Origin of the sequence: Micromonospora qiuiae, from assembly GCF_016863555.1 — a bacterium.
GTDB classification, from domain to species: domain Bacteria; phylum Actinomycetota; class Actinomycetes; order Mycobacteriales; family Micromonosporaceae; genus Micromonospora; species Micromonospora qiuiae.
In genome coordinates this window covers 75,505-99,245 of record NZ_BOPC01000031.1, presented here as the reverse complement: position 1 = coordinate 99,245, position 23,741 = coordinate 75,505, and the positions used below count along the sequence as shown (strand labels likewise).

General features: G+C 69.6%; 21 protein-coding genes and 1 pseudogene. 9 read left to right on the top strand and 13 right to left on the bottom strand.

Annotated elements, in window-relative coordinates:
- Positions 1 to 106: 106 nt before the first annotated feature.
- Positions 107 to 289 (top strand): annotated as a pseudogene (locus tag Vqi01_RS12620) (hypothetical protein); the annotation flags it as partial.
- A gap of 50 nt (positions 290 to 339) precedes the next feature.
- On the opposite strand, the gene Vqi01_RS12615 reads toward Vqi01_RS12620, so the two are convergent.
- The gene (locus tag Vqi01_RS12615) at positions 340 to 1,530 is read right to left on the bottom strand and encodes a cytochrome P450 family protein (RefSeq protein ID WP_204034935.1); all 1,191 of its coding nucleotides are present in this window, start codon (positions 1,528 to 1,530) and stop codon (positions 340 to 342) included.
- 168 nt (positions 1,531 to 1,698) lie between these two features.
- Here Vqi01_RS12615 and Vqi01_RS12610 point away from each other — a divergent pair, with 168 nt between their 5' ends.
- The 7 genes from Vqi01_RS12610 to Vqi01_RS12580 all read left to right on the top strand — a co-directional run bounded on the left by Vqi01_RS12610 (position 1,699) and on the right by Vqi01_RS12580 (position 10,938).
- Positions 1,699 to 4,803, top strand: a complete 3,105-nt coding sequence (locus Vqi01_RS12610; RefSeq protein ID WP_239098358.1) for a beta-L-arabinofuranosidase domain-containing protein — start codon at positions 1,699 to 1,701, stop codon at positions 4,801 to 4,803.
- Between the two features lie 335 nt (positions 4,804 to 5,138).
- The gene (locus Vqi01_RS12605; protein ID WP_204034934.1) at positions 5,139 to 6,167 is read left to right on the top strand and encodes a LacI family DNA-binding transcriptional regulator; all 1,029 of its coding nucleotides are present in this window, start codon (positions 5,139 to 5,141) and stop codon (positions 6,165 to 6,167) included.
- Between the two features lie 397 nt (positions 6,168 to 6,564).
- Positions 6,565 to 7,536, top strand: coding sequence for an ABC transporter substrate-binding protein (locus tag Vqi01_RS12600; RefSeq protein WP_204034933.1), 972 nt, complete (start codon positions 6,565 to 6,567; stop codon positions 7,534 to 7,536).
- Positions 7,537 to 7,613: 77 nt separating this feature from the next.
- Positions 7,614 to 8,414: an ABC transporter permease gene (locus tag Vqi01_RS12595; RefSeq protein WP_239098357.1), complete on the top strand. Its 801-nt coding sequence runs from the start codon at positions 7,614 to 7,616 to the stop codon at positions 8,412 to 8,414.
- On the top strand, positions 8,411 to 9,235 hold the full coding sequence (locus tag Vqi01_RS12590; RefSeq protein ID WP_239098356.1) for an ABC transporter permease: 825 nt from the start codon (positions 8,411 to 8,413) through the stop codon (positions 9,233 to 9,235). Before Vqi01_RS12595 ends, Vqi01_RS12590 begins: the two co-directional genes overlap by 4 nt.
- Entirely contained in the window at positions 9,228 to 10,040 is an 813-nt protein-coding gene (locus tag Vqi01_RS12585) for an ABC transporter ATP-binding protein (RefSeq protein WP_204034931.1), read from the top strand. Before Vqi01_RS12590 ends, Vqi01_RS12585 begins: the two co-directional genes overlap by 8 nt.
- Positions 10,041 to 10,074: 34 nt before the next feature.
- Positions 10,075 to 10,938, top strand: a complete 864-nt coding sequence (locus tag Vqi01_RS12580; RefSeq protein WP_204034930.1) for a PaaX family transcriptional regulator — start codon at positions 10,075 to 10,077, stop codon at positions 10,936 to 10,938.
- A gap of 78 nt (positions 10,939 to 11,016) precedes the next feature.
- On the opposite strand, the gene Vqi01_RS12575 is transcribed toward Vqi01_RS12580, so the two are convergent.
- From Vqi01_RS12575 to Vqi01_RS12555, 5 genes are all read right to left on the bottom strand, one after another.
- Positions 11,017 to 11,700, bottom strand: coding sequence for a lytic polysaccharide monooxygenase auxiliary activity family 9 protein (locus Vqi01_RS12575; protein ID WP_204034929.1), 684 nt, complete (start codon positions 11,698 to 11,700; stop codon positions 11,017 to 11,019).
- A 130-nt stretch (positions 11,701 to 11,830) separates the two neighbouring features.
- Positions 11,831 to 13,351: an acyl-CoA synthetase gene (locus Vqi01_RS12570; RefSeq protein WP_239098355.1), complete on the bottom strand. Its 1,521-nt coding sequence runs from the start codon at positions 13,349 to 13,351 to the stop codon at positions 11,831 to 11,833.
- A gap of 48 nt (positions 13,352 to 13,399) precedes the next feature.
- Positions 13,400 to 13,852, bottom strand: a complete 453-nt coding sequence (locus Vqi01_RS12565) for a MaoC family dehydratase (protein WP_204034928.1) — start codon at positions 13,850 to 13,852, stop codon at positions 13,400 to 13,402.
- 19 nt (positions 13,853 to 13,871) lie between these two features.
- Entirely contained in the window at positions 13,872 to 14,768 is an 897-nt protein-coding gene (locus tag Vqi01_RS12560) for an amidohydrolase family protein (protein ID WP_204034927.1), read from the bottom strand.
- Between the two features lie 24 nt (positions 14,769 to 14,792).
- Positions 14,793 to 15,719 carry an SDR family oxidoreductase gene (locus tag Vqi01_RS12555; protein ID WP_204034926.1) on the bottom strand — a complete coding sequence of 309 codons (927 nt, stop codon included), beginning with the start codon at positions 15,717 to 15,719 and terminating at the stop codon, positions 14,793 to 14,795.
- A gap of 82 nt (positions 15,720 to 15,801) precedes the next feature.
- On the opposite strand from Vqi01_RS12555, the gene Vqi01_RS12550 reads away from it, so the two are divergent.
- A complete protein-coding gene (locus Vqi01_RS12550; protein ID WP_204034925.1) occupies positions 15,802 to 16,269 on the top strand; it encodes a MarR family winged helix-turn-helix transcriptional regulator in 468 nt (155 codons plus the stop codon).
- A 62-nt stretch (positions 16,270 to 16,331) separates the two neighbouring features.
- On the opposite strand, the gene Vqi01_RS12545 is transcribed toward Vqi01_RS12550, so the two are convergent.
- From Vqi01_RS12545 to Vqi01_RS12515, 7 genes are all read right to left on the bottom strand, one after another.
- Positions 16,332 to 18,755, bottom strand: coding sequence for a DUF6351 family protein (locus tag Vqi01_RS12545; RefSeq protein ID WP_204034924.1), 2,424 nt, complete (start codon positions 18,753 to 18,755; stop codon positions 16,332 to 16,334).
- A 209-nt stretch (positions 18,756 to 18,964) separates the two neighbouring features.
- Positions 18,965 to 19,834 (bottom strand): PaaX family transcriptional regulator, encoded by an 870-nt coding sequence (locus Vqi01_RS12540; protein ID WP_204034923.1) that lies wholly within the window; start codon positions 19,832 to 19,834, stop codon positions 18,965 to 18,967.
- An 87-nt stretch (positions 19,835 to 19,921) separates the two neighbouring features.
- Positions 19,922 to 20,716, bottom strand: a complete 795-nt coding sequence (locus tag Vqi01_RS12535) for an IclR family transcriptional regulator (protein ID WP_204034922.1) — start codon at positions 20,714 to 20,716, stop codon at positions 19,922 to 19,924.
- A gap of 30 nt (positions 20,717 to 20,746) precedes the next feature.
- The gene (locus tag Vqi01_RS12530) at positions 20,747 to 21,700 is read right to left on the bottom strand and encodes a PDR/VanB family oxidoreductase (RefSeq protein ID WP_307825088.1); all 954 of its coding nucleotides are present in this window, start codon (positions 21,698 to 21,700) and stop codon (positions 20,747 to 20,749) included.
- Positions 21,697 to 21,906 (bottom strand): hypothetical protein, encoded by a 210-nt coding sequence (locus Vqi01_RS12525; protein WP_204034921.1) that lies wholly within the window; start codon positions 21,904 to 21,906, stop codon positions 21,697 to 21,699. Before Vqi01_RS12525 ends, Vqi01_RS12530 begins: the two co-directional genes overlap by 4 nt.
- A complete protein-coding gene (locus Vqi01_RS12520) occupies positions 21,903 to 22,946 on the bottom strand; it encodes an aromatic ring-hydroxylating dioxygenase subunit alpha (RefSeq protein ID WP_204034920.1) in 1,044 nt (347 codons plus the stop codon). Before Vqi01_RS12520 ends, Vqi01_RS12525 begins: the two co-directional genes overlap by 4 nt.
- A 123-nt stretch (positions 22,947 to 23,069) precedes the next feature.
- Positions 23,070 to 23,639 (bottom strand): nucleosidase, encoded by a 570-nt coding sequence (locus Vqi01_RS12515; protein ID WP_204034919.1) that lies wholly within the window; start codon positions 23,637 to 23,639, stop codon positions 23,070 to 23,072.
- Between the last annotated feature and the right edge of the window lie 102 nt (positions 23,640 to 23,741).

Sequence of the window (23,741 nt, the reverse complement as noted above, 5' to 3'; positions counted from 1 at the left end):
GATGGAGCATTGAATGAACGCGTTGAACCGTAAGCGCCTGTTCGCGGCGGTGGCCGCGGGCGCGATGGTGGCCGGGCCGGTGGCGGTGGCGTCGCCAGCGTCGGCCGACCCGACGCAGCCGGGTAACAACGTGGGTCTGGTGGATCAGGAGTTGCTGGTCTCCACGTTCGACTCGGGTGCGGTGGCCGGTGGCGAGTACACGGTCGACGCGGAGCTGTTCCTGCGTACGCCGGCGGATGTCGCGGCCGGTGAGTACGCCTCGACCCTGACCCTGTCCCTGTTCGAGTGAGGCCCGCGACGGGGGGCCGCGGCATTCCGGCCCCCCGTCACCTCCTCGGGTCACACCAACAGCGGGAGGCCGGTGTGGTGCAGCCGGAAATCGTCCAACTCGGCGGGATCCACCGCGAGACGCAGGCCGGGCAGCTGCCGGGCGATCCGGTCGAACATGATCCGGCTCTCCAGCCGGGCCAGGTGCGCGCCGAGACAGAAGTGGATCCCGTGCCCGAAGGCGATGTGTTGGCGACCGTCGGTGCGGTGGATGTCGAACTCGTGGGGCCGGTCGAACACCGCCGGGTCCCGGTTGGCGCCCCACAACGACAGGCCCACCCGGTCGTACGCGGGGATCCGTCCGCCGGCGATCTCGATGTCCTCGAAGGCGTACCGCGGTGGCACGATCTCGACCGGCCCCCGGTACCTGAGCGTCTCCTCGACCACCGCCGGCGCCAACGACGGATCGTCCCGCAGCGCCTGCCACTGTTCGGGGTGGCTGAGCAGCAGACGGAGGCCGTTGACGATCAGGTCGACGGTGGTCTCCTGACCGGCGATGAGCAGAAGCTGCACCAGCGCCACCAACTCGTCGCGATCGAGCCGGTCATCTCGATCCGCGACGGCCACCAGCTGCGACATCAGGTCGTCGGCCGGATCCGCGCGGCGTCGGGCCGCCAACTCGTCGAGGTACGCCCCGAATTCCGTGACCGCCGCCGGGCCGTCGACGCTGGCCGAGACGATCGCCGCCGACCAGGCGCGGAAGCGTGGCCGGTCCGCCTCCGGCACGCCGACCAGCTCGGCGATGACGTTGACCGGCACCGGATCGGCGAGGTCGGCGATGCCGTCGATGATGCCCTCCCGGCGGGCACGGGCGACCAGTCGGTCGGCGAGGTCGCTGATCCACGGTTCGAGCCGGGCCACGGCCCGCGCGGTGAAGCCGCCACTGACCAACCCGCGCAGTCGGGTGTGGTCAGGCGGATCGAGGTTGATGAGCTGGCGGGCCTCGAGTCTCGCCACTTCGGACAACTCGTGCGGGGCGGTCAGCCGGGCGGCCGGACAGTGTCGGCCGATCTCGTGGCCGATCGCCGGGTGCCGCAGTCCGGTCAGCACGTCGGCGTGGCCGGCGATCACCCACCAGCGTTCGCCCGTGGGATGAATCTGGAGCACTGGCTCGCCAGCGTCCCGTACCCGGTCGTAGAAGCGGTGCGGATCGCGGCGGACGGCCGGATCCCACAACTCCGACACGTCGAAGCCAGAGGCCACGTCGCCTCCTGAATATCCGGGCCAACAGGTAGTTAGCGATAACATATGCAGCCTTCCAGGGGCTGTCAATATAGAGGATTGCCTTGCTAGGAGTGCCTGCCCTGCCTAGAGTGAGCGTTAACATCCATGCGCTCGCACGCACCCCACCACGCGGAAGGATCGATCCAGGTGGCCGAACTCGATACCCCTCCCGTCACTCGACGTCACATTCTTCAGGCATCAGCCATCGGGGTGGCCGCGGTGGCCGCCGCCGGCGCGCTGCCGGCATCAGCCACCGCCGCACCGGTCGACGGAGCGCCCGCCGGAGCGGCCGGGCTCGGCGTGGCCCCGCCCGACCCGGGTCCCGGCGGCACCGCCCCGGTCCGGCCCTTCCCCCTGCGTGACGTGACACTCGGCGACGGGCTGCTCCAGGAAAAGCGCGACCGCATGAAGAGCTACCTTCGGCAGCTCGACGAGCGGCGTTTCCTCGTGCTGTTCAACAACCAGGCCGGCCGGCCGAACCCGCCGGGCGTGACCACCCCCGGTGGCTGGGAGGACGGCGGACTGCTCAGCGGCCACTGGGCCGGCCACTTCATGACGGCCCTGGCGCAGGGCTACGCCGACCACGGCGAGCCGATCTTCAAGAACAAGCTCGACTGGATGGTCGACGAGCTCGCCGCGTGTCAGGCCGCGATCACCGCGCGGATGGGCGACGGCGACCCGGGGGAAGAGGAGCCGGAGGAGCCGCAGATCGACCGGGTCCCGGGCCGCTTCGGCAGCGGACTGCGCCTGAACGGCCCGAGCCGGGCGGAGTACGTGACCCTGCCGCAGGAGACGATCAGCCAGCTCACCGACTTCACCATCGCCGCCTGGGTGAACCTCGCCGCCGCTCAGAACTGGAGCCGGCTGTTCGACTTCGGTCAGAACGCCACGGTCAACATGTTCCTGACGCCGCGTGCCGGTGCCAGCGGCAACGCGCCGAGGTTCGCGATCACGGTAAGCGGCAGCGGCGGAGAGCAGCAGATCAATGGCTCTGCGGCGCTGCCCACCAACCAGTGGGTGCACCTGGCGGTGACGCTCTCCCAGAACACCGGCACCCTGTACGTCAACGGTGAGCAGGCCGGGCGGAACACGAACATGACCCTGAGCCCGGCCAACCTCGGCAACCCGGGCAACCGGTGGATCGGGCGGTCGCAGTACGGCGACCCGATGCTCAACGCGAGCGTCGACGAGTTCCACATCTTCGACCGGGCGCTCAGCCAGCAGGAGGTGAGCTCCCTGCTGGACTCCCCGGCCGGCAGCACCGGTGGTGGGTCGATCGCCTGGTACCGGTTCGAGGAAGAGGGCGGCACCACCATCCGCGACGCCTCGCCCAACGGCCGCGACGGTGGCATCGTGCCGACCCAGAGCGGCGGCGGTGCCCTGTGGGTGCCGACGCACCCGGGCTACCTGGGTGCGATCCCGGAGGACGCGGTGCTGCGGCTCGGCCCGCCCCGCTGGGCCGTCTACGGCGGTAACGCCACCACCAACACCTGGGCGCCGTGGTACACCCAGCACAAGATCATGCGTGGCCTGCTCGACGCGTACTACCACACCGACAACGCCAAGGCCCTCGACGTCGTCACCAAGATGGCCAACTGGGCGCACCTGGCGTTGACCGTGGGGGACAAGAACCATCCCGCGTACCCGGGACCGATCACCCGGGACAACCTGAACTACATGTGGGACCTCTACATCGCCGGCGAGACCGGGGGAGCGAACGAGGTCTTCCCCGAGATCTACGCCCTCACCGGCGACGCGAAGCACCTGGCCACCGCCAAGCTCTTCGACAACCGGGAGTCGCTCTTCGACGCCTGCGTGGCCAACCGGGACATCCTCGTCACCACGCCGCAGACCAACCCCGGTCGTCGCCGTCCGGACCGGCTGCACGCCAACTCGCACGTGCCCCAGTTCGTCGGCTACCTGCGCGTCTACGAGCACAGCGGGGACACCGAGTACTTCCAGGCCGCCAAGAACTTCTTCGGGATGGTCGTCCCGCACCGCATGTTCGCCAACGGTGGCACCGGCGGCAACTACCCCGGCTCCAACAACAACATCGAGCTGTTCCAGAACCGGGGCAACATCGCCAACGCGATCGCCCAGGGCGGCGCGGAGACCTGCACGACGTACAACCTGATCAAGCTGGCGCGCAACCTGTTCCTGCACGAGCAGGACGCCGCCTACCTGGACTACTACGAGCGGGGCCTGCTCAACCAGATCGCCGGTTCGCGGGCCGACACCACCACCGTCAGCAACCCGCAGGTCACCTACTTCCAGCCGCTGACCCCGGGCACGAGCCGCAGCTACGGCAACACCGGCACCTGCTGCGGCGGGACCGGTATCGAGAACCACACGAAATACCAGGAGACCATCTACTTCAAGTCGGCCGACGGCAGCACCCTCTGGGTCAACCTGTACGCCCCATCCACCCTCACCTGGGCGGAGAAGGACCTCACCGTCGTCCAGGAGACCGAGTACCCACGACAGGACCGCACCAGGCTGACCGTGCGCGGCAGCGGCGCCCTCGACATCAAACTCCGGGTGCCGGGCTGGGTGCGCAAGGGCTTCTTCGTTTCCATCAACGGCGTCGCCCAGCAACTCGACGCCAAGCCGGGGAGCTACCTGACGCTGAGCCGCGACTGGAAGACCGGCGACACGATCGACATCCGGATGCCGTTCAGCGTCTGGATCGAGCGGGCCTTGGACCGCCCCGACACCCAGGCGATCTTCTGGGGCCCGGTTCTCCTCCAGATCCTGGGCAACCCGGGCAACGGCAACTACCGCGAGCTGTCGCTGTACCGCCACCTCAAGCTGGACGGCGACTACGCCCGCGCGGCGATCACCCCCGCCAGCACCACGGCGGCGGGTGATCGCCTCTTCACCACGCACGGCTTCACCCTGCGGCCGTACTACATCGGCGACACCCAGGCCGCCTCGTCGTACTTCCGTCGGGTGGAGCCGACGATCGTGTTCGGTTCGATCGACACCGGGGTGGCCAACCGCAAGCGGAACGACGGCCTGCCGAACTACGACGTACCCGTGAGCGACATTCCCTCGCCCGGCACCGACGGTCCGACCTTCCTCGACCTGGTCTGGGACGAGGCACCCTTCGCCAACCACGGCCAGTTCGTCTCGACGGTCGCCAAGACCGCGGAGGCGTTCGTCCAGGCCGGCGTCTTCACCGAGGCGGAGAAGGACCGGGTCGTCTCGCGCGCCGCCCAGGCGCGCCGGGAACTCGCGCCGGAGTCCGAGTGAAGGGCGTCGTACGACGCGGAGTTGACTGAGAACGAGCAATGACCATGGTGGCGGCGTCGGATCCCGATGCCGCCACCACCCTTTTCTCCAGCCGAATCGGATTTCGAGATCGTTTTCGAAGTGGGCTTGCCGGATCGCTTCCCGTCACCGGAGATGGTGCTCCTTCGGTGTAGTGTTCGGTCCAGGCAAGAGGCTCGACGGGGCGCCACCGGCTCGCCACCTTCGTCGAAACTCGGCCGAAAAGGCTTTATGGATTCCGTCAGGAGTGCTCAGCTCACTCCGGAGACGGCCTGTCGCCGCGTCACCCATGCCGGTCGCCGGGGAGGGAGCACCGCATGAGCACCGAGCCCGAGGTGCCCACCAATCGGCCGCCCACGCTCACCGACGTCGCCCGGCTCGCCGGGGTGTCGGTGGCCACCGCCTCAAAGGCGATCAACGGGCGCGGCGAGGTCCGGGCGGCCACCCGGGTCCGCGTGCTGGAGGCCGCGGAACTGCTCTCCTTCGCGCCGAACGCGTTGGCCCGTGGGCTGCTCAGTGGCCGGACCGGTACGGTGGGCCTGCTGACCAGCGACCTGGAGGGGCGATTCTCGATTCCCATCCTGATGGGCGTGGAGGACGCCTTCGGGGCGGGGCAGGTCTCGGTCTTCCTGTGCGACGCGCGCGGCGACGCGATCCGGGAACAGCATCACGTACGGGCGCTGCTGTCCCGCCGGGTGGACGGCCTGATCGTGGTGGGCTCCCGCACCGACCCACGCCCGCCGCTGGCCGGCAACATTCCGGTGCCGGTCGTGTACGTCTACGACCCCTCGGCGAACCCGGACGACATTTCGATCACGGTTGACAACGTGGGCGGCGGACGGCTCGCGATCGAGCACCTGCTGGCCTGCGGCCGGCGCAACATCGCCCACATCACCGGTGACGCCGGCTTCCAAGCGGCACGGGACCGGGCCGAGGGCGCGGCGGCGGCGCTCGCCGACGCCGGCCTGGGATTGATCGGCGACCGGCCGTACTTCGGCTCCTGGGACGAGTCGTGGGGTCGGGCCGCAGCCCACATGCTCGTCGAGCAGCATCCCGAGACCGACGCGATCTTCTGCGGCAGTGACCAGATCGCTCGCGGGGTGCTCGACACGCTGCGCGACCTTGGACGCGACGTGCCGCGTAGCACGGCCGTGATCGGTTTCGACAACTGGGAGGCCATCGCCGCCGACTCCCGTCCCCGCCTGACCAGCATCGACATGAACCTCAAACACCTCGGCGCGGTGGCCGGCCAGCGACTCTTCGCCGCCATCGGCGGCGCCGTGCCCGGTTCGGAGAAGTTCCCCGGCCGCATCGTGATGCGCGAGTCGACCCTTCCCGTCGGCTGAGTGCCCACGGGGACGTGGTCGCGCCAGGATCAGAATCTTTCGATAGGGTTGCTCGAATCCGGCGGCGCCCGTTCGACGTCCCGGTGATGGCGGCCCGCGATGTCGGGGCCAAATCGCTCGTAGGAGATCGGGCCGGTCGATGCGTCGCAGCCCAGCTGACCTGCGATTCCGTCGCCGACGACCGCGTCGTGGGCGACCTCCTTCGATGACCGGCATCCTCCGTCCGGCCAGCGTTATTCAACTGATCCATGACGGGCGTCAGAATTTCTTGACATATTGCCTCCCGTGACGAACCATGACCAACGACACAGCGGCGTGCCCGACACCACACTGCAGATCCGAGGCATCCGCCGGTTCGACGCACCGACTCCCCTCTGCCCCAGGAAGGGCCTAGTCAATGAAGAAGGTCATGGCTCTCGGGCTGATCGCCGCCACCGCGATCGCCCTCACTGGATGTACTGATTCCGATGCGTCGTCGTCTGGTCAGACCGACGGCGAGCTGCGCAAGGTCCGGGTTGCGGCGCTGCCCATCACCGAGACCGCCGCGCTGTGGGGCGGCATCAAGGCGGGCCTTTTCGCCAAACACGGGCTTGAGGTCGAGGTGCTGCCCGCCCAGGGTGGCGCGCAGGCCATTCCCGCTCTGATCAACGGCGACATCGACTTCGCCATCGGTCAGCCGTTCGGTCCGTTCCGGGCCGACCTGCAGGACCTCGGCGTCGTGGTGATCGGTAACTACGCCTCTTCGTACGCGGAGGGTGACGACATCAACGCCGTCGTGGCGTCGGCGAAGTCCGGCATCAAACGGCCCGCCGAGCTCGCGGGCAAGCGGGTGTCGGTCAACAGCCTGGGCGCGGCCGGCGACGTGACGATCATGGCCGCAGTGGAGAAGGACGGCGGTGACCCGTCCACGATCAAGTTCGTCGAGGTCGGCTTCCCCGACGCGCCGGCCCAGCTCGAGGCCGGCAACATCGACGCCGCCTGGGTGCCGGAACCCTTCGTCACGCAGCTGAAGAGCCGCGGCGACACCTTCATCGTCGCGCCCTACCAGGCGGTCGTGCCCGGCCTGACCACCCTCACCACGTTCACCACGACGAAGAAGGCGGAGTCCGACGCCAAGCTGGTCGACGACTTCACGGCGGCGATGAAGGAGACGCTCACCTGGGCGGAGGACTCCGCCAACGAGACGGCCGTCCGCCAGGCGATCAAGGACAACCTGCAGCTCCCGGAACCGGTCGCGGACTCGGTGAAGCTGCCCGTCTTCAGCTGGGACCTTGACCGGGGCAGCCTGCAGGCGCTCGCCGAGCTCGCCCAGAAGTACAAGGTGCTCGACAAGCAGCCCAACCTCGACCGCCTCGTCCAGCAGCGGTAGCCGGCTGGTACCCCTACGCCCTCCCCGGTCTCGCCGGCCGGGGAGGGCGTCGCCACAGATTGACCATGGGAGTTAATTTGCGCCCGCCATCCACCCGGGGCCTGCGCGCGGCACGCAAAGCGTTGCTGGGCGTCGTCGGTCTTGCCGCTTTCCTCGCTGTCTGGCAGCTGATCCCGACGCTAGGCCTGATCAACTCGCAGTACCTGCCGTACGTGACGGACGTTGCCGCTCGGCTGTCCGAGGAGTCCCGCGACCTCGCCTTCTGGCGTCGGCTGGGATCCACCCTCACGGCGTGGGGGATCGGCCTGGCGGTGGCGACGCTGGCCGCGGTCGTGCTGGGCACGATCATCGGCATGGTGCCGTTCCTGCGGCGCGCGACCCACACGATGGTCGAGTTCCTGCGGCCGATCCCGTCGGTCGCCCTCATCCCCCTCGCCGTGCTGATGTTCGGTATCCAGCGGCAGGCCGCGCTGGTGATCATCATCTACGCGTCGTTCTGGCAGGTCTTCGTGCAGGTGATCTACGGTGTGGCGGACATCGACGCGGTTGCCCGCGACACCGCCCGAAGCTTCGGTCTCACCCGCCGCGAGCGGTTGTCGCACCTGGTGATGCCGACCGCGCTGCCGTACGTCATGACGGGCCTCCGACTCGCCGCGGCGGTGGCCCTGATCCTCGCCATCACCGCGGAGATGGTGATCGGCAATCCCGGTCTCGGACGCATGATCGAGCTTTCCCGATCGGCCGGTGACGCTGTCGGCCTGTACGCCTTCGTGGTGGTCACCGGCCTGCTCGGGCTGCTGGTGAACATCGTCTTCCGCTTCATCGAGCGTCGCTCGCTGTCCTGGCACCAGTCCGTCCGCGGGGAGGAGGTCCTGTGACCGCGCAGACCAGCCGCATCACCATGACACGGCGAGGGCGTGGAGTCGGGTCCCGCATCGTCGGAAGCTTCCTCTACGCCTTCGGGTTGCCGTTCCTGCTCCTGGTCGTCTGGGCCGTCGCGGCGACCAGGTCGACGAACCGCTTCTTCCCCGATCCGCTCACGATCTTCAGAGCCTTCGTGGACACCTGGATCGGCCCCGCGTTCGTCGAGGACGTGCTGCCGAGCCTGTACCGGCTCGGTCTCGGCATCCTGGCGTCGATCGTCGTCGGCGTCGCCGCCGGCACGGTCATCGGCCTGGTCCGCTGGCTGCGTGAACTCCTTGAGCCGTTGCTGGAGTTCTTCCGCGCCATCCCGCCGCCGGTGCTGATCCCCGTCGTGATGCTGCTGATCGGCATCACCGACACGATGAAGGTCGTCGTCATCGTCTCCGGCGCGATCTGGCCGATCCTGCTGAACACCATTGAGGGCGTCCGGGCAACCGACAGTGTCATGACCGAGACCGCGAACTCCTTCCGGTTGACCTGGTGGGAACGGCTCCGGTTCCTGGTGCTCCCGGCGGCGAGCCCGCGGATCATGGCGGGGGTCCGGCAAGGACTCTCGGTCGCCCTCATCCTTATGGTGATCTCGGAGATGTTCGCCTCGTCCTCCGGCCTCGGCTACCGGATCGCCTATTTCCAACGGAACTACCTCATCGCTGAGATGTGGAGCGGGGTTCTCCTGCTCGGTCTCGTCGGTGTCTTTCTCGCCGTAGCTTTCGGCCTCGTCGAACGGCGCGTGCTGCGCTGGTACCACGGACTCAGGGAGGTTTCCCGTGCTTGATCGGAGCACTCTGCTGCGGGTGGAGCGCCTGCGGAAGGTTTACGAATCCGCCAACGGACCGGTCGAGGCCATCGGTGACATCAACTTCACCATGCACGCCGGTGAGCTTGTCTGCATCGTCGGCCCGTCGGGCTGCGGCAAGACCACCCTGCTGAAATGCCTCGCCGGTCTGCTGCGACCCACCAGCGGTCTGGTCGAGATGCACGGCTCGCCGGTGACCGGGCCGAGCCCCGCCATGGCCGTGGTGTTCCAGGAGTACGGCCGTAGCCTCTACCCCTGGTTGACGGTCCGTGGAAACGTCGAACTTCCGCTGCGTCACAAGAAGCTCTCCCGCGCCGAGCGGGAGAAGCTCGTCACCGATGCCCTGGAGGCGGTGGGTCTGGGGCACGCGGCACGCAGCCACCCGTGGCAGCTTTCCGGTGGTATGCAGCAGCGGGTGGCGATCGCGCGGGCCATCGCGTACCAACCCGAGGTCATGATCATGGACGAGCCGTTCGCCGCGGTGGACGCCCAGACCCGCGCGGATCTGGAGGACCTCGTGCGGGAGCTGCACGCCACCCGCAACATGTCCATCCTCTTCGTCACCCACGACATCGACGAGTCGGTCTACCTGGGAGAACGTGTCCTGGTGTTGTCGAAGTCGCCGACCTGGGTGCAGGAGGACCTCGCGGTCGACCTGCCGGCGGAGCGTGACCAGATCACTACCCGGGCCCTGCCTCGTTTCACTGAACTGCGGACCCACGTCTACGACCAGATTCAGCGGGCCAAGCGTGGGGACGCGGTCGCTGCGCAACCGGCGCACTGATCGTCTCGACGACGGATTCATCGAGAGGAGAGCTGTGCGTAGGCGTCCGCCGAAGCAACTGTTGCTCGCATTCTTCGGTGAGCACGTGGTGGATGCCCCCGTCGGACCGATTCGGGCGAGCACGCTGATCGGCGTGCTCGAAGGCGCCGGGGTAGCCGCCCCGGCCACCCGGGCGACCCTCGACCGGCTGGTGCACAGCGGCATGCTCGCGCGCAGCAGGAGGGGCCGGGAGATCCTGTTCTCGCTGACCGAGCACGGCACGGCGGTGCTGCGCGAGGCGACGCATCGGGTGCGCGGACCACGACCCTTCGACCCGCAGGGGACGGGATGGACGCTGGTCACCTTCTCGATCCCGGAGAACCAGCGGATGCTTCGTCACCGGTTGCGCTCGACCCTCACCTGGGAGGGCTTCGCGCCGATCCGCGACGGCCTGTGGCTGGCGCCCGGTGAGGTCGACCTTGCCGGGTCGCTGGGACCGTTGCGCCAGGATCTCTCATCCCACGCGGTCGTCGCCTTCCACGCGCGCGAGTTGCCGGGGTTCGCGATCGGCGAGAGCGTCCGCGCGGCCTGGGACATCGAGGCGATCCGGCGCGAACATCTCGCCTTCATCGAGATGTGGGACGGCCCGGCCGCGGCGTCGCTGGCGCCGAGCGCGTTGACCGTGCGGACGATGCTGGTGGCGGACTGGCTCGCGCTGCTGCGCGCCGATCCGCGACTGCCGCGCGAGTTCATGGACGCGCAGTGGCCCGCCACGCGGTCGGCGGAGGTCTACCGGCGGATGCACGAGCAGTTGGCCGAGGAATCCGCTGCCGAGTTCACCGCGCAGGTCACGCGCGGCGCGGCCAGGCCGTATCAGTCGCTGCGCCGTACGCAGCCGTCCATTACGGACGCCGGTTGACCGAACAGGACAACGCCTCCGGCCCAGGGCGCTTGTGCCCTGGGCCGGAGTGGTGCTACGACTGGTCGATCCTGCCGATCAGACGAAGTTCACATCACTGCACCACATGTAGGCCTGGTCCATGTGCGAGGCCTGCCAGATGACGAAGAGAATGTGGTGTCCGGTGTAGCCGGAGGTCGAGATGTTGAACGAGATGTTCTGGGCCGGCGCGTACCGTCCGGTCTGCGTGATGAAGTCGAGGTTTCCCCACCCGAGCTGCTGAGTGGTGGGGTTGAACCCCTGCTTGCTGACGTAGACCCGGAAGTAGTCGGCACCGTGGCTGGCCTGGTCGTACAGCTGGACGGTGAAGTTGCGGCTGACGTTGGTCGTCTTCCACGCCCCGGGCTGGTTCAGCGTGTTGTTGCGGGACAGGGCGTTGCTGCACAGCTGTCCGTCCGGGGTGCGGGCCTGGAACTGCCCGCCAAGGCCGTCCCGCAGCGCGCTCATCCAGTTCCACATGGTGTCGGGGTTCGCCTGGAACGCCCGGTAACACATGGGGTCCTGCTGCTGCATGGTCGGGCTCATGTGGTTGCTGCCCCAGTCCTTCCAGCACTGGTAGGCGCGGGATGCCGGGTTGACGATGGTGCCGTGGGCCTGGGCGGTGCCGGTCCAGGTCACCATGCCGGCCATCAGCGCGAAGAGCAGCACGAGCGCTCGGACGGGACGGCGGACGGCCGACCGGGATCGCCGGCCGGACTGCTGGTGGAGCTCGGGTGTACGCACGGTGGATCCTCCGTTCAGCGCTCAAGACGGGTGGTGGGTGGGAGCGCTTCCATGAGTATTGCACCGATGCTTCCGGGCATCAACCGCTGTCGATGAGTATTGCTGTCCGTCGAGCCATTCCGGCGAACGACTAGGCGCCGAACCGGGCTCGGAGATCGGTCTTGCGTACCTTCCCTGACGCGGTGCGCGGCAGCTCATCCACGATGACGACGTTCTTCGGCAGCTTGTAGCGGGCGATCTTGCCGTCGAGGAACTCCCGTACGGTCTCGGTGTCGACGGCGACGCCCTCCCGTACGGTCAGGATCGCCCACGGCACCTCGCCCCAGCGCGCGTCGGGAACTCCGATGACCGCCGCCCCGGTCACCCCGTCCAGCTCGTTGAGCAGGCGTTCGATCTCCGGGGGATAGATGTTCTCACCGCCCGAGATGATCATGTCCTTGAGTCGGCCGGAGATGTAGAGATAGCCGTCGGCGTCGAGGTAGCCGAGGTCTCCCGAGCGGTACCAGCCGTCCGCCGTGAACGCGGCCGCCGTTTCCGTCGGCAGTCCGTGATAACCCGGGAAGACGTTCGGCCCGGCGATCTCGATCTCGCCGATGGTGCCGGCCGGAGCCGCCGCGCCGGTGGAGTCGGCGATCCGCACGTCGGTGAAGAAGTGCGGCAGGCCCACGCTGCCCTGTTTCCGGCGGGTCATCGCGGGCGGCAGCGCCGTCGCGCTCGGTGAAGCCTCCGTCATGCCGTAGCCCTGGGAGAACGACAAACCGCGTTCCTCGTACGCGTTGAGGATGCGTACGGGCACCGCCGAGCCCCCGCAGGTGAGCTTGGTCAGCGTGGAGAGGTCGGTGGTGGCCCAGTCGGGGTGGTCGGCCATGAGCTGGTACGTGGTCGGCACACCACTGAGCATGGTGACCCCGTGCCGCTGGATCTGGGCCAGCGCCCGCCCCGGCTCGAACCCCTTCTCCAGCACCATGGTGGCGCCCTTGAGGATGATCGGCAGTGCGCCCATGCCGAGCGAGGCGACGTGGAAGAGCGGCGAGATCATGAGCGCGACGTCGGTCGAGACGACGTCGTAGTCGACGATGCAGTTCAGCGCGACCCAGGTGAGGTTTCCGTGGGTCAGCACAGCGCCCTTGGCCTTGCCCGTGGTGCCCGAGGTGTAGACGATCGCCGCGGGATCGTCGGGGCGCAGCGCGACGTCGAGGCGCTGCACGGTCGCCGTACGCAGCAGCTGGTCGAGCCCCGGGCGCTCCGCCGTGCCCTCGCCGGTGACGAGGATGTGCACCGTCGTGGCCGCGCCCATGGCGTTGGCCACACGCTCGGCGAACTCGGGATCGTGGATCAGCACCCGTGCGGCGGAGTCGGTCAGCACGTGGGCGATCTCGGGCGGCGCGAGCCGGGTGTTGACCGGGACGAAGACGGCACCCAGCTGCGCGGCCCCGAACATCACCTTTAGGAATTCGGGGCTGTTCTCGCCGAGATAGGCGACCGCGTCACCCTTGCCCACGCCGTGCTGCCGCAGCAGCGCCGAGACGCGATCCGCGCCGTCGGCCAACTGTCCGTACGTCACGGTCGACTCGCCGTGGATGAGCGCGGTCTTGTCGGCCGACTTCAGCCGGCGCTTGGTCATCCAGGCGCCGATTCCGGGGTGGTGCATCTCGATCTCCTGCTGGTGGCGGCGGTGGTGCCAGCGGCCAGGGCGCGCTCAGGCGTAGAAGCGGTACAGGCCGCGCGCGACGACGGCGGGCTTGGCGCCCCCCTCGATCTCGATGGTCTGGTCGACCGTGATCTGGTAGCCGCCGCGTACCTCGACCACCTCGGCGACGGTGGCCTGCATGCGTACCCGCGACCCGACCGTGACGGGGGCCGGGAAACGCACCTTGTCGAGGCCGTAGTTCACCTTCGTCGACACGCCCTTGACCTCGAGCAGCTCCGTCCAGAAGGGGACGGCGAGGGAGAGGGTGAGGAAGCCGTGCGCGATCGGTGCGCCGAAGGGGCCGTCCTTGGCCCGCTCGGGGTCGACGTGGATCCACTGGTGGTCGTCGGTGGCGTCGGCGAACAGATTCACCTGGTCCTGGGTGACCGTCCGGTACTCGGTGTGGCCGAGGTCGGTACCGGCGAGGTCGGCGAGCTGGTCGTAGGTGATGGTGGTGGTCATGGGCTGTCTCCCGTTGTCGTCAATCGGATTCGACCGCGTCCGCCAGCCCTAGTAGGCGGGCGGCGTTGTCCTTCAGGATGCCCGGGAGCACCTCGGGCTTGAGGTCGGTGCTCTCCACGTCGCGCAGCCAGCGGTCGGGGGTGAGCAACGGGAAGTCCGTGCCGAAGAGGACCCGGTGCTTCAGCATGGAGTTGGCGTAGCGCACCAGCGAGGCGGGGAAGTACTTCGGGCTCCAGCCGGACAGGTCGATCCAGGTGTTGTGTTTGTGCGTCGCCACCGACAGCGCCTCGTCCTGCCAGGGCACGGAGGGGTGCGCCATGATGATCTGCAGCCGTGGGAACTCCGCCGCGATGGGGTCGAGCAGCATCGGGTTCGACAGTCCCAACCGGAAGCCGTAACCCCCGGGCATCCCGGCGCCGATGCCGGTCTGCCCGGTGTGGAACAGCGCCGGCACGCCCGCGGTCTGGAGCAGGTCCCACAGGGGCGCGTACTCCTCACGGCTCGGGTCGAACCCCTGCACGGTGGGATGGAACTTGAAGCCGCGTACCCCTTCGTCCTCGATCAGGCGGGCGGCGAGTTCGACCGCCGCCGCTCCGGTACGAGGGTCGACCGACCCGAAGGGGATGAGGACGTCGGCGTGCTCGGCCGCGGCGCGGGCGAGATCGACGCTGGACAGCGGCGGGTGCGCCAGTTGGGTACGCGCGTCCACGGTGAAGACGACCGCCGCCATCCGGCGCTCCCGGTAGTACTGCGCGACCGCCTCGATCGCCGGGCGTGGTCCGTCGGTCTTGAAGTACTTCGACGCGGCCGCCACGAGATCGTCGGGCAGCGAGTGGTGGCCGTGGTCGTCGACCTCGATGTGCACGTGCATGTCGATCGCCGTCAGGGCGGCGAGGTCGATGGCGGGCTGGTACATGGTCGGGAAACCTTCGTCCGTGGATCAGGAGGCCGCGGTCTTGAACTCCTCGGGCAGCTCCGGGAAGCGCTCGCCGACGCTCTGCAACGCGCCGGCGAACTGCGTCGGCCACGCCTCGACGAGTGCGTCGTAGCTCCAGCCGCCCTCGTGGTACGCGGAGAGCGCCGCCTCCGGGTGGGTCCAGATCTGGATGCGGTCGCCGCCCACCCCGATCACCTGACCGGTCACCTCAGCGGCCGCGTCGGAGCCGAGGAACGCGATGAGCCCGGCGACGTCGTCGGCCGTGCCGAAGCCGAGATCATGCCGGAAGAACGCCGGCACCGGCTCGCCGTTCGCCTCGGCCTGCACGGCGGCGGCGAAGTAGGGGACCGTCGCGGTCATGGCGGTCGCGGCGACGGGTACGACGGTGTTGGCGGTGATGCCCGCGCGCTTGAGTTCGAGCGCCCAGGTGCGCACCATGCCGACGATGCCCGCCTTGGCCGCCGCGTAGTTGGTCTGACCGAAGTTGCCACGCTGGCCGGTGGGGGAGCCGATGCAGATGATCCGCCCGCCCTCGCCGGCCGCCCGCATGTGCAGCACCGCTTCGCGTACTGTGGTGAAGGTGCCGCGTAGATGCACGTTGATGACGGTGTCGAAGTCGTCGTCGCTCATTTTCCACAACACGGTGTCGCGCAGGACACCGGCGTTGGTGACCAGGATGTCGAGCCGCCCGAAGCTCTCGACGGCAGCGCTGACCAGCTGCTTGGCGGTCTCGGTCGGGCCGACCGGGGCGACCACCGCGACGGCCTGCCCGCCGACCGCCTGGATCGCCGCGACGGCGTCGGCCGCGGTCTGCGCATCGACGTCGTTGACCACGACGGACGCGCCCCGTCGGGCGAGCTCCTGCGCGTAGGCGAGGCCGAGGCCCCGTCCGGACCCGGTGACGATGGCGACTTTGCCGTCCAGAGACATTGGAACTCCTTCGTGTCCAGCCGATCTGAGCATGAACCGTTGAAAATGTCAATTATTTGTGAAGCTTGCTACCATCGTCGCCATGTCCCCTAGGGAGAAGACCCGGCCGACGGGGCAGGAGAGCCTGCGGGACAGTGTGCTCGGCGGGGATTTGATCTTCCTGCTCGCCCGCGCCAACGCGCTGACGCTCGCGGCGGCAAACGCCGTCCTCGCGCAGCACGGACTGAAAGCCCGGTCCTATTCTGTGCTCGCGCTGGCCGCCGACGACGCCCGCCCCACCCAGCGCGAACTCGCCGAGTTCCTGCGCCTGGATCCGAGCCAGGTCGTCGCCCTCGTCGACGGGCTGGAAAAACGTCAGCTCATCGAGCGCCAGACCGACCCCACCGACCGGCGCGCCAACGTCCTCGTCGCCACCGACGCCGGTCGGGACCTGTTCGCCCGGGCACAGGAGTCCGCGCGCGCCGTGGAGCTGGGCCTGCTCGCCACCGTGACGCCCGAGGACCACGAACGCCTGGCTGAACTGCTCCGGCTGCTGGCCTTCCCCGACTGAAACCGATGACCGGGCGGCGCCCCGTGGCGCCGCCCGGTCACGGGCATGGGTGGAGACAGCGGTCAGCCGGCGCAGTCGACGCCGGGGTATTCGGCGGTGAAGACGCTGGTCACGTCCCGGCCGTCGATCGATCCGCTGGCGCGTACGGTCGCCGTGCCGGCCTCGACCGCGGCCGTGCGGGTGGCGAACTGCTGGAAGGCGTTCGCGCCCGGGGCCACGCTCGCCACCGACCGCTCGCCGTACGCGGTCTCCAGGACGATGTCCAGCGGCGCGTCATGGTCGTTGCGGGCCTGCACCGCGACGTACGCCTTGCCGGCGACGCAGCGCGCCTGCGCGGTCACCGCCACGGGCAGCTCCGGTGGGCCCTGCGGGCCGTCGGCGGGCCAGCGGATCCAGGTGTTCGCCAGCGGCACCTGGCCGACACCGGGCTTCGACCAGTCGCAGACGCCGCCGGGGAAGACCGCCTGCAGGCGCTGCCACTGTTCATTGGTGAAGGTCACTGAGTACGCCGAGCGGTCCAGCGGCTGAAGCTGGCACTTGAGCACGGCGGAGCTGGTCGGCCCGCCCGCGATCACGCGCGGGTTGCGGTAGAACGGGAAGAGCTGATTGCACTCCGCGGCCGGATCCAGGGACAGCTTCTCCACGATCCGGTCGCCGTCGGCCGGAATGCAGCCATCGGCGACCTGCTTGGGCCGGGACAGCCGGGTCAGCGCCACCTCGTCCAGCTCCGGACGGGCCGCGGCCAGCGCGGTCCGAGCGGTCAGCCACGCCTCCATGCTCTCCAGCGCCTCGTTCTGGGCCCTCGTGGCGGCGGCACCCGACGCGGCGGTGATGCTGATGTGGTTGTCGGCGTTGCCGTTGGCCGCGATGATCCGCTCCCGCATGGTCCAGGAGCGGAAGCGGTCGTGGAAGTCGCCGGAGGGGTCGGTGTAGCCGCGGGTCTCGATGATCGGCGTCCACCGCAGGCCACCGTCGAACTGGTTGAGCCGGCCGGTCTCGTACGCCACCTTGATCGCGTCGACGTTCGCAGAGGTGCGCTGCGGCGTGCGGTTGCCCTCGACGTCGAGGCCGCCGATGCCCTCGTTGAGCCGGACGAACTGCTCGGGGGTGAGCTCACCCGACTCGAGGGTCAGCAGGCCGTACTGCACGCCGACGGTGTCCGGGATGATCGGCCGGCCGGCGCCGGTGACCGGGTCCACGCCGTACACGTTGGAGATGAAGTCGGCCATGGCGCAACGGATGCCGGTCGGATTGTCGACCGGGTGGTACCGCAAGGCCGCCGGGACGTGGTTCGGGCAGCTGGTGGGCCAGTCGACGCTGTCGAAGAACTGGTAGCCGTCGCAGGTGCTCGGGCTGCCGAAGCCGCCCACCGCGGTGCGCTGGGCGGTCGACAGCCCGGCGGCGGAGGCGGCCTGGCTGATGAACCGGCACTCGTGGCCGCTGATCGTCGTGGAGCGCTCGTCCGGGTAGCCGATCTGGCCGATGACGCCGTCGAGGATGCCGGGGTAGGCGTTGGAGATCAGCAACTGCTGCATCGTGCCGGCCGAACCGCCCCAACCCATGGTGAAGTCGGGGACGCCGTACGTCTCGATGAAGTGCTCCTTGACCATCATGGCGGTCTCGGCGGACGTGACGTCGTTGCAGTTGTTGGCGAAGACGTTGAAGGTCGAACTGGCCACCGCGTAGCCGCGGCTGAGCAGGGTGTGGTCCATGACCCCACCGGTGCTCGTGGCCTGCGTGTACCCGATGCCGCAGGCGCCGCCGAAGGTGTAGACCAGCCGGTCGTTCCAGCCGGGGGTGGTCGTCCACGGGTCGGGGACCGGAGTGCCCGGCTCGTGCAGCAGCGCGATCTCGTAGACCGCCCGGTTGATGGTGCCGCGCTCGACCCGCACGATGTACGGGACCGTTCGGCCGTCGCTCGTGGTGGTGGTGGCCAGGTTGGCGGGCAGGGGGCCGTCGGGCAGGGCGGCGAAGCTACCGGTGGTGGTGCGGTACTGGTACGTCACGCGCGGCGCTGCCACGTGGCAGTTGCCGTCGACCGGCCCGAGGTTCCAGGGGCTGCCCGAGGCGGTGCAGAAGAGCGGGATGTGCGGCCCGGAAAAAACCGGACCCTCGGCGGGGTGGTTCACCAGCGTGACGTCGGCGCGGGGGCGGCCCTGCCCGAGCCCGTTGGAACGGATCTCGAGCGTGTTGTCGCCCAGCGCCAGGTCGTCCACGAGACCGAGCAGTGTCCGGCCGTCACCGACCGGGCGGAACCGGCCGGTGAGGTTGCGGCCGTCGAGGTGGACCTTCACCTGGTGCGGCGGGACGTTGCGTGGTACGCCGATGCGGACCAACGCGTCGCCGCCACTGACCATGTCCGCACGGGTCGAGACGATCTCCACGTCGAACGTACGGTCGATGCCCGCGTTCGCCGGCGGTACGGCCATGGCCGGCGCCGCTGCGCCGCCGATCAGTGCGGTGACGACGAACGTGGCCAGGGCCACCTTCAGGGGTCGTCGTGGTGCTCGCGCTCTGAGTTGAGAAGGGTGCATGGCGGGCGGGCCCCTTTCAGCCGGGAACGGCGGCTGGACCACCTGGGATGCAGGCGTAGGAGGAACATAATGCGAAATCTGATCAAGCGTCAACGATTCTGCAATGTATCTGGGGCAGATGCGAGATCGGCCGCCGTCTTGGCGGGCAGCGACTGACGCACTCAGGGCCGGTCGGGAGTCTGGACGAGTTCCTCGAAGCGGGTCTGTGCCGACCGGGCCAGCGCCGCAGAGGTGCGCAGGAACATCGCCCGCGCCCGAGCGCGGGGAAAGGTGGCCGGCAGGAACATGGCCGGCAGGTCGGGATCGTCGCCGACCAGGGCACGCCAGTCGTTGACCATCTCGGTGCGCCGGACGAGTGCCTGCGCCGGTGCCACCTCACCGGCGGCGGCCCGCTCGGCCAGGTCGTGGTATTGCTCCAGGAACGCCCGGTAGCCGGCGGCCAACTCGTCGATCCGCCAGGCGGCCTCGAGCCGGGCCCGGCCGCTCGGCAGCAGGTCGAAGTCGGTGGAGCGGAGCACCACCGCGTCGTTTACCCCGAGTTCGCTCAGCTGTTCGCGAACCTCGTCGTACCGGTCGTGCGGGCTGACCCAGGTGGCGTCGTACAGCGGCCAGAACGTCAGCCAGCGCAGTCGGGCCCGCAGCAGCCGGCGCTGGTTGGCGTCGTCGAGTGGCAACGTGAACGCGATCAGCGTCCAGCAGCCGTCCCAGGCGTTCTCGTCGGTGGTGGCGAAGATGCGCCGGGCACCGCGCCGGAGGATGTGGGACGCCGACTCGGTCAGCCGGTAGCTGGTGCGCCGGCCCTCCTTTGTCCGTTCGAGCATCCCGCGCTGGGTCAGCCGGCTGAGGGTGGCGCGGGCGTTGGCGGGCGCGATGCCGAACTCGGCCAGCACCGCGACCAGGCCGCCGGACGGCAGCGGTGACCGCCCGGGGTGCCCGTAGTCGCCGAGCAGGGTCACCAGCAGCCGCTGCGCCCGGGCCCGCCCGACCGCCGCCGACCCGTCCGCCGGTGCGATCGAGTCGCCCTCGTTCATGACCAGCATGACCCGGTGCCGATCACGAGCGGCCAAGGGTGAGCGGGCAGCGAACGTGCATGGCGGGCAACGGGCACCCGGATGAATTTACTGCCTCTCGTGGCGAGACCGTAGCGGCACCCGACCCGTTGGTTGCCGGTACGTGCCGAGCGCCCGGGAGAGCACCCGTCCTGCGGCCTGGACCAGCGGCGCCAGGGCCACCGGGTCCGCCCGATCGTGGGCGACGACCAGTGAGATCGCCGCCACCACCCCCTCCGGCGCGCGGATCGGCGCGGCGATCGAGAGGGCGTCCATCGTGACCTGGCGGTCGCTCATCGCGTACCCGACGCGGCGCACCTCGGCGAGACGCCGGCGCAGCCGCACCGGGTCGGTGACGGTCAACTCGGTGTACCGCTCCAGCGGCGCGGCCAGCACCCGCTCCTGCACCTCGGTCGGCGCGTAGGCGAGCAGGACGAGCCCCACTCCGGTGGCGTGCAGCGCGAAGCGACCGCCGACCCGGGTGAGCACGGGAACTGCGCGCCGCCCGGCGATCCGTTCGATGAAGACGAGTTCGAGATCCTGCCGAACGGCGAGCTGGACGTTCTCGTGGGTGACCTCGTACAGGTCTTCCATGATCGGCAGGGCCAGCTCGCGCAGTCCCAGGCCCCTCGGTGCGAGCGACCCCACCTCCCACAGCCGCAGGCCGATCCGGTACCGACCGTCGTCGCCGCGTTCCAGCGCTCCCCACGCGACCAGCTCCGCCACCCGCCGGTGCGCGGTGGGCAGCGGCAGCTCGGCCCGCCGGGCCAGCTCGCTCAGGGTCAGCGCCGGGGTGGCAGGGGAGAACGCGTCCAGCAGCGCCAGCACCTTGCTGGTGACCGACCGACCTGGTTGCGTGCCCACCCTGCCATCATCCCCACCCGCGCCGGTCGGTCACAGTTCCAGGACCAGCCGGGGCGTCCGGGCCCGGGAGACACAGATCATCATGGTGTCGCCCGCGGCCCGCTCCTGCTCGGTGAGCAGGCTGTCGCGGTGCTCCGGCTCGCCGGCGAGCACGGTGGTCTCGCAGGTGCCGCAGGTGCCCTCCCGGCAGGAGGAGAGCACCTGCACGCCGGCCTGTTCCACCGCGTCCAGGATCGGCGTGCCCGGCGGTACGGTCACCGTCCGTCCGGAGAGTGCCAGCTCGACCTCGATCGTCGTCTGCTCACCGCCGGTGGCGTCCGTCGGCGTGAAGCGCTCCACGTGCAGGCAGCCGGAGGGCCAGCTGCGGCAGCGCTCCTCCACTGCGCTGATCAGCGCTTCCGGGCCACAGCAGTAGACGAGACCGGTGCCGGGCCGCCCCAGCAACCCGGCCAGGTCGAGCAATCCGGTCTCGTCCTGCGGATACAGGCCGACCCGGTCGCCGTACTTGTCGCGCAGGGCCTCGGCGAAGGCCATGCTGGCGCGGCTGCGTCCCCCGTACACCAGCCGCCAGTCGGCGCCGGCGGCGTCGGCGGCTGCGACCATGGGCCGCAGCGGGGTGATCCCGATGCCACCGGCAATGAAGAGGTAACGCTCTGCCGCGACCAGCCGGAAGTTGTTGCGTGGCCCGCGTACCCGGACGGTCGCGCCGGTGGTGAGCCGGTCGTGCACGAACCGGGAGCCGCCGCGCCCGTCCGGCTCCCGCTGGACCGCGATCCGCAGCGTGGTGCGCTCCGCCGGGTCACCGCAGAGGGAGTACTGCCGCACCAGACCGGGGCCCAACTCCAGGTCGACGTGCGCGCCCGGGGCCCACTCGGGCAGGTCGCCGCCGTCCGGGCGGGCCAGGGTGAGCGCGACGACCTCGGCCGCCACCTGCTCCCGGCCGGTCACCACCAGCTCCACCCCGGCCAGGCTGTCCCCGGTCACGCCGGCACCGCGAGCCGCTGCGGCGCCGGGGTGGACGCGGTCGGGGCCTGGTGGCCCTGCGGGTGGGCGAGCAGCCACTCCCACAACTCGACGGGCTCCTCGGCGGTGCGCTCGGCGCCGCAGTGGCAGACCCCGCGCAGGATGTCGGTGCCCGGCATCCAGTGGATCCGGTAGACCCGGTCGCCGGTGAGCATGGGGCGGTTCACTGCGGCGCTCCCACCGCCCCCGACCCGATCATGCGGGCCAGCAGGCGTCGGGCGGCCAGACCGCCGGTGTCGATGTTGATGCTGAGCTCCTGGTACTTGTCCGGCTCGGCGGCGATCACCTGCTCCAGGAGGTTCAACGCGGTGACGTCCTGCATGACCACGGTGTGGTTGCTCTGGTACAGGTACTCGCTGACCGACTCGTCATCGATCGCGAAGTCACGCGCCACGGCCCAGAAGTCGTACGTGGTGTTCTCGGTCGACGGGGTGATGGCGTAGACGATCTCGGCGTGGAAGGCGTCGCTGTCCGGGCCCTCCGCCGGCGGATAGACGCCCTGCGGCGCGATCCGGCTGTGCAGCAGGTAGAGGCAGGGCGGGTGGAACTCGATGTCCTGCCACCGGGTGATCCGGCCCTGGATGCCGGTGGAGCGGGCGTAGAACGGCGGGCACTCCGCGTCGTCCATGTGCCGGCTGACGTAGACGATGCCCTTCTCCTCGTCCACCTCAGTGGTGATCGGCGTGTTCGCCACCTCCGGCGTGCCGATGTAGCCACCGTGCAGGTAGGTCTCGTGGGACAGGTCCATGAGGTTGTCCACCAGCAGTTGGTACCGCGCGTTGAGCGGTGCCATCCCGCGCACCACCGTGTAGGCCGGATCGTCCAGCCAGGGCGCGCGGGGGATGCTGGTGGGGTCGGCCCGTTCCCGATCGCCGATCCACACCCAGACGAAGGAGTCCTGCTCCACCACGGGATACGAGGCCACCCGGGCGGTACGCGGGATGCGCTGCTGACCCGGGACGAAGACGCAGGTGCCCGTCTGGTCGTAGGTGAAACCGTGGTAGCCGCAGACGATGGTGTCGCCCTCGAGCCGGCTCTCCGACAGCGGGTACCGCCGGTGCACGCAGCGGTCCGCGAGCGCCACCGCCTCCCCCGCCTCGGTGCGGTAGAGGACCAGCGGCTCACCCAGCACCGTACGGGCTAGCAGTTCCCGCCCGACCTCGCTGCCGTAGGCCGCCACGTACCACTGATCACGTGCGAAGGGCATGCCGACCGAACCTCCCGATGGTGAGCGACGTTGTGGTGCAGATCATGGCCTGGGGGCGTCGCCGGCGGGGAGGCCTGTTTTCATTGGATGAAAGCCGGTCCGGCTTTCTCGCGTACCCGATCGTCAGAGATGGTCGGCGACCCACCCGGCGAGCAGCCGCGCGCAGTCGTCCACCGACTCCTGCCAGGTGCGGCCGGCCCCGGCGCCGGCCTCGTCGCTGATCTGCTTGACCAGGCGGACCGGTACGCCGAACCGGCGCGCCGTCGAGGCCACGGCGTAGCCCTCCATGTCCACCAGTTGGGCGCGTGCGGCCAGCGCGGCGCGGGCCGCGTCGTCGGCGATGAACTGGTCACCGGTGGCGAGCACCGGGCCGGTGTCGGCCAGGGCCAGCGGCGCCCCGACGGTCTGCCCGGTCAGCCGGCGGATGAACTCGGTGTCCAGGTCGTGTTGGATGACGCTGCCCACCTCGTGGGTACCGGTCCAGCCGGAGTGCAGCGCACCGGCCGTGCCGAGGTTCACCACCACCGCCGGCAGCGCACCGCGGGCCAGCACCGCCGCGACGGCGACTGCCGCGTTGATCTTTCCCATGCCGGTGAGCAGCACCGGGAGACGCGAATCGAGGTGGGCGGCCTCCTCCGCGAGCGCCAGGACGAGGAGCGGGCGGTCCGGGCCGATCGTGCCGCGCAGTTGCATCGGGCGATGGTAGCGGCACCGCGACTGCGGCCGGTCCCGCCACCGGTTGCGGCCCGATCGTTGCACGGACTGTCGTGACGTGGACACCGTAGGTGTGCGGGG

What these genes read in the sequence shown, in the direction of transcription:
- Vqi01_RS12565 (WP_204034928.1), bottom strand. Translation starts at nt 13,852, where the DNA reads ATGACCACCACCATCACCTACGACCAGCTCGCCGACCTCGCCGGTACC.
- Vqi01_RS12560 (WP_204034927.1), bottom strand. Translation starts at nt 14,768, where the DNA reads ATGTACCAGCCCGCCATCGACCTCGCCGCCCTGACGGCGATCGACATG.
- Vqi01_RS12605 (WP_204034934.1), top strand. Translation starts at nt 5,139, where the DNA reads ATGAGCACCGAGCCCGAGGTGCCCACCAATCGGCCGCCCACGCTCACC.
- Vqi01_RS12520 (WP_204034920.1), bottom strand. Translation starts at nt 22,946, where the DNA reads ATGCCCTTCGCACGTGATCAGTGGTACGTGGCGGCCTACGGCAGCGAG.
- Vqi01_RS12515 (WP_204034919.1), bottom strand. Translation starts at nt 23,639, where the DNA reads ATGCAACTGCGCGGCACGATCGGCCCGGACCGCCCGCTCCTCGTCCTG.
- Vqi01_RS12600 (WP_204034933.1), top strand. Translation starts at nt 6,565, where the DNA reads ATGAAGAAGGTCATGGCTCTCGGGCTGATCGCCGCCACCGCGATCGCC.
- Vqi01_RS12550 (WP_204034925.1), top strand. Translation starts at nt 15,802, where the DNA reads ATGTCCCCTAGGGAGAAGACCCGGCCGACGGGGCAGGAGAGCCTGCGG.
- Vqi01_RS12570 (WP_239098355.1), bottom strand. Translation starts at nt 13,351, where the DNA reads ATGCACCACCCCGGAATCGGCGCCTGGATGACCAAGCGCCGGCTGAAG.
- Vqi01_RS12555 (WP_204034926.1), bottom strand. Translation starts at nt 15,719, where the DNA reads ATGTCTCTGGACGGCAAAGTCGCCATCGTCACCGGGTCCGGACGGGGC.
- Vqi01_RS12540 (WP_204034923.1), bottom strand. Translation starts at nt 19,834, where the DNA reads ATGAACGAGGGCGACTCGATCGCACCGGCGGACGGGTCGGCGGCGGTC.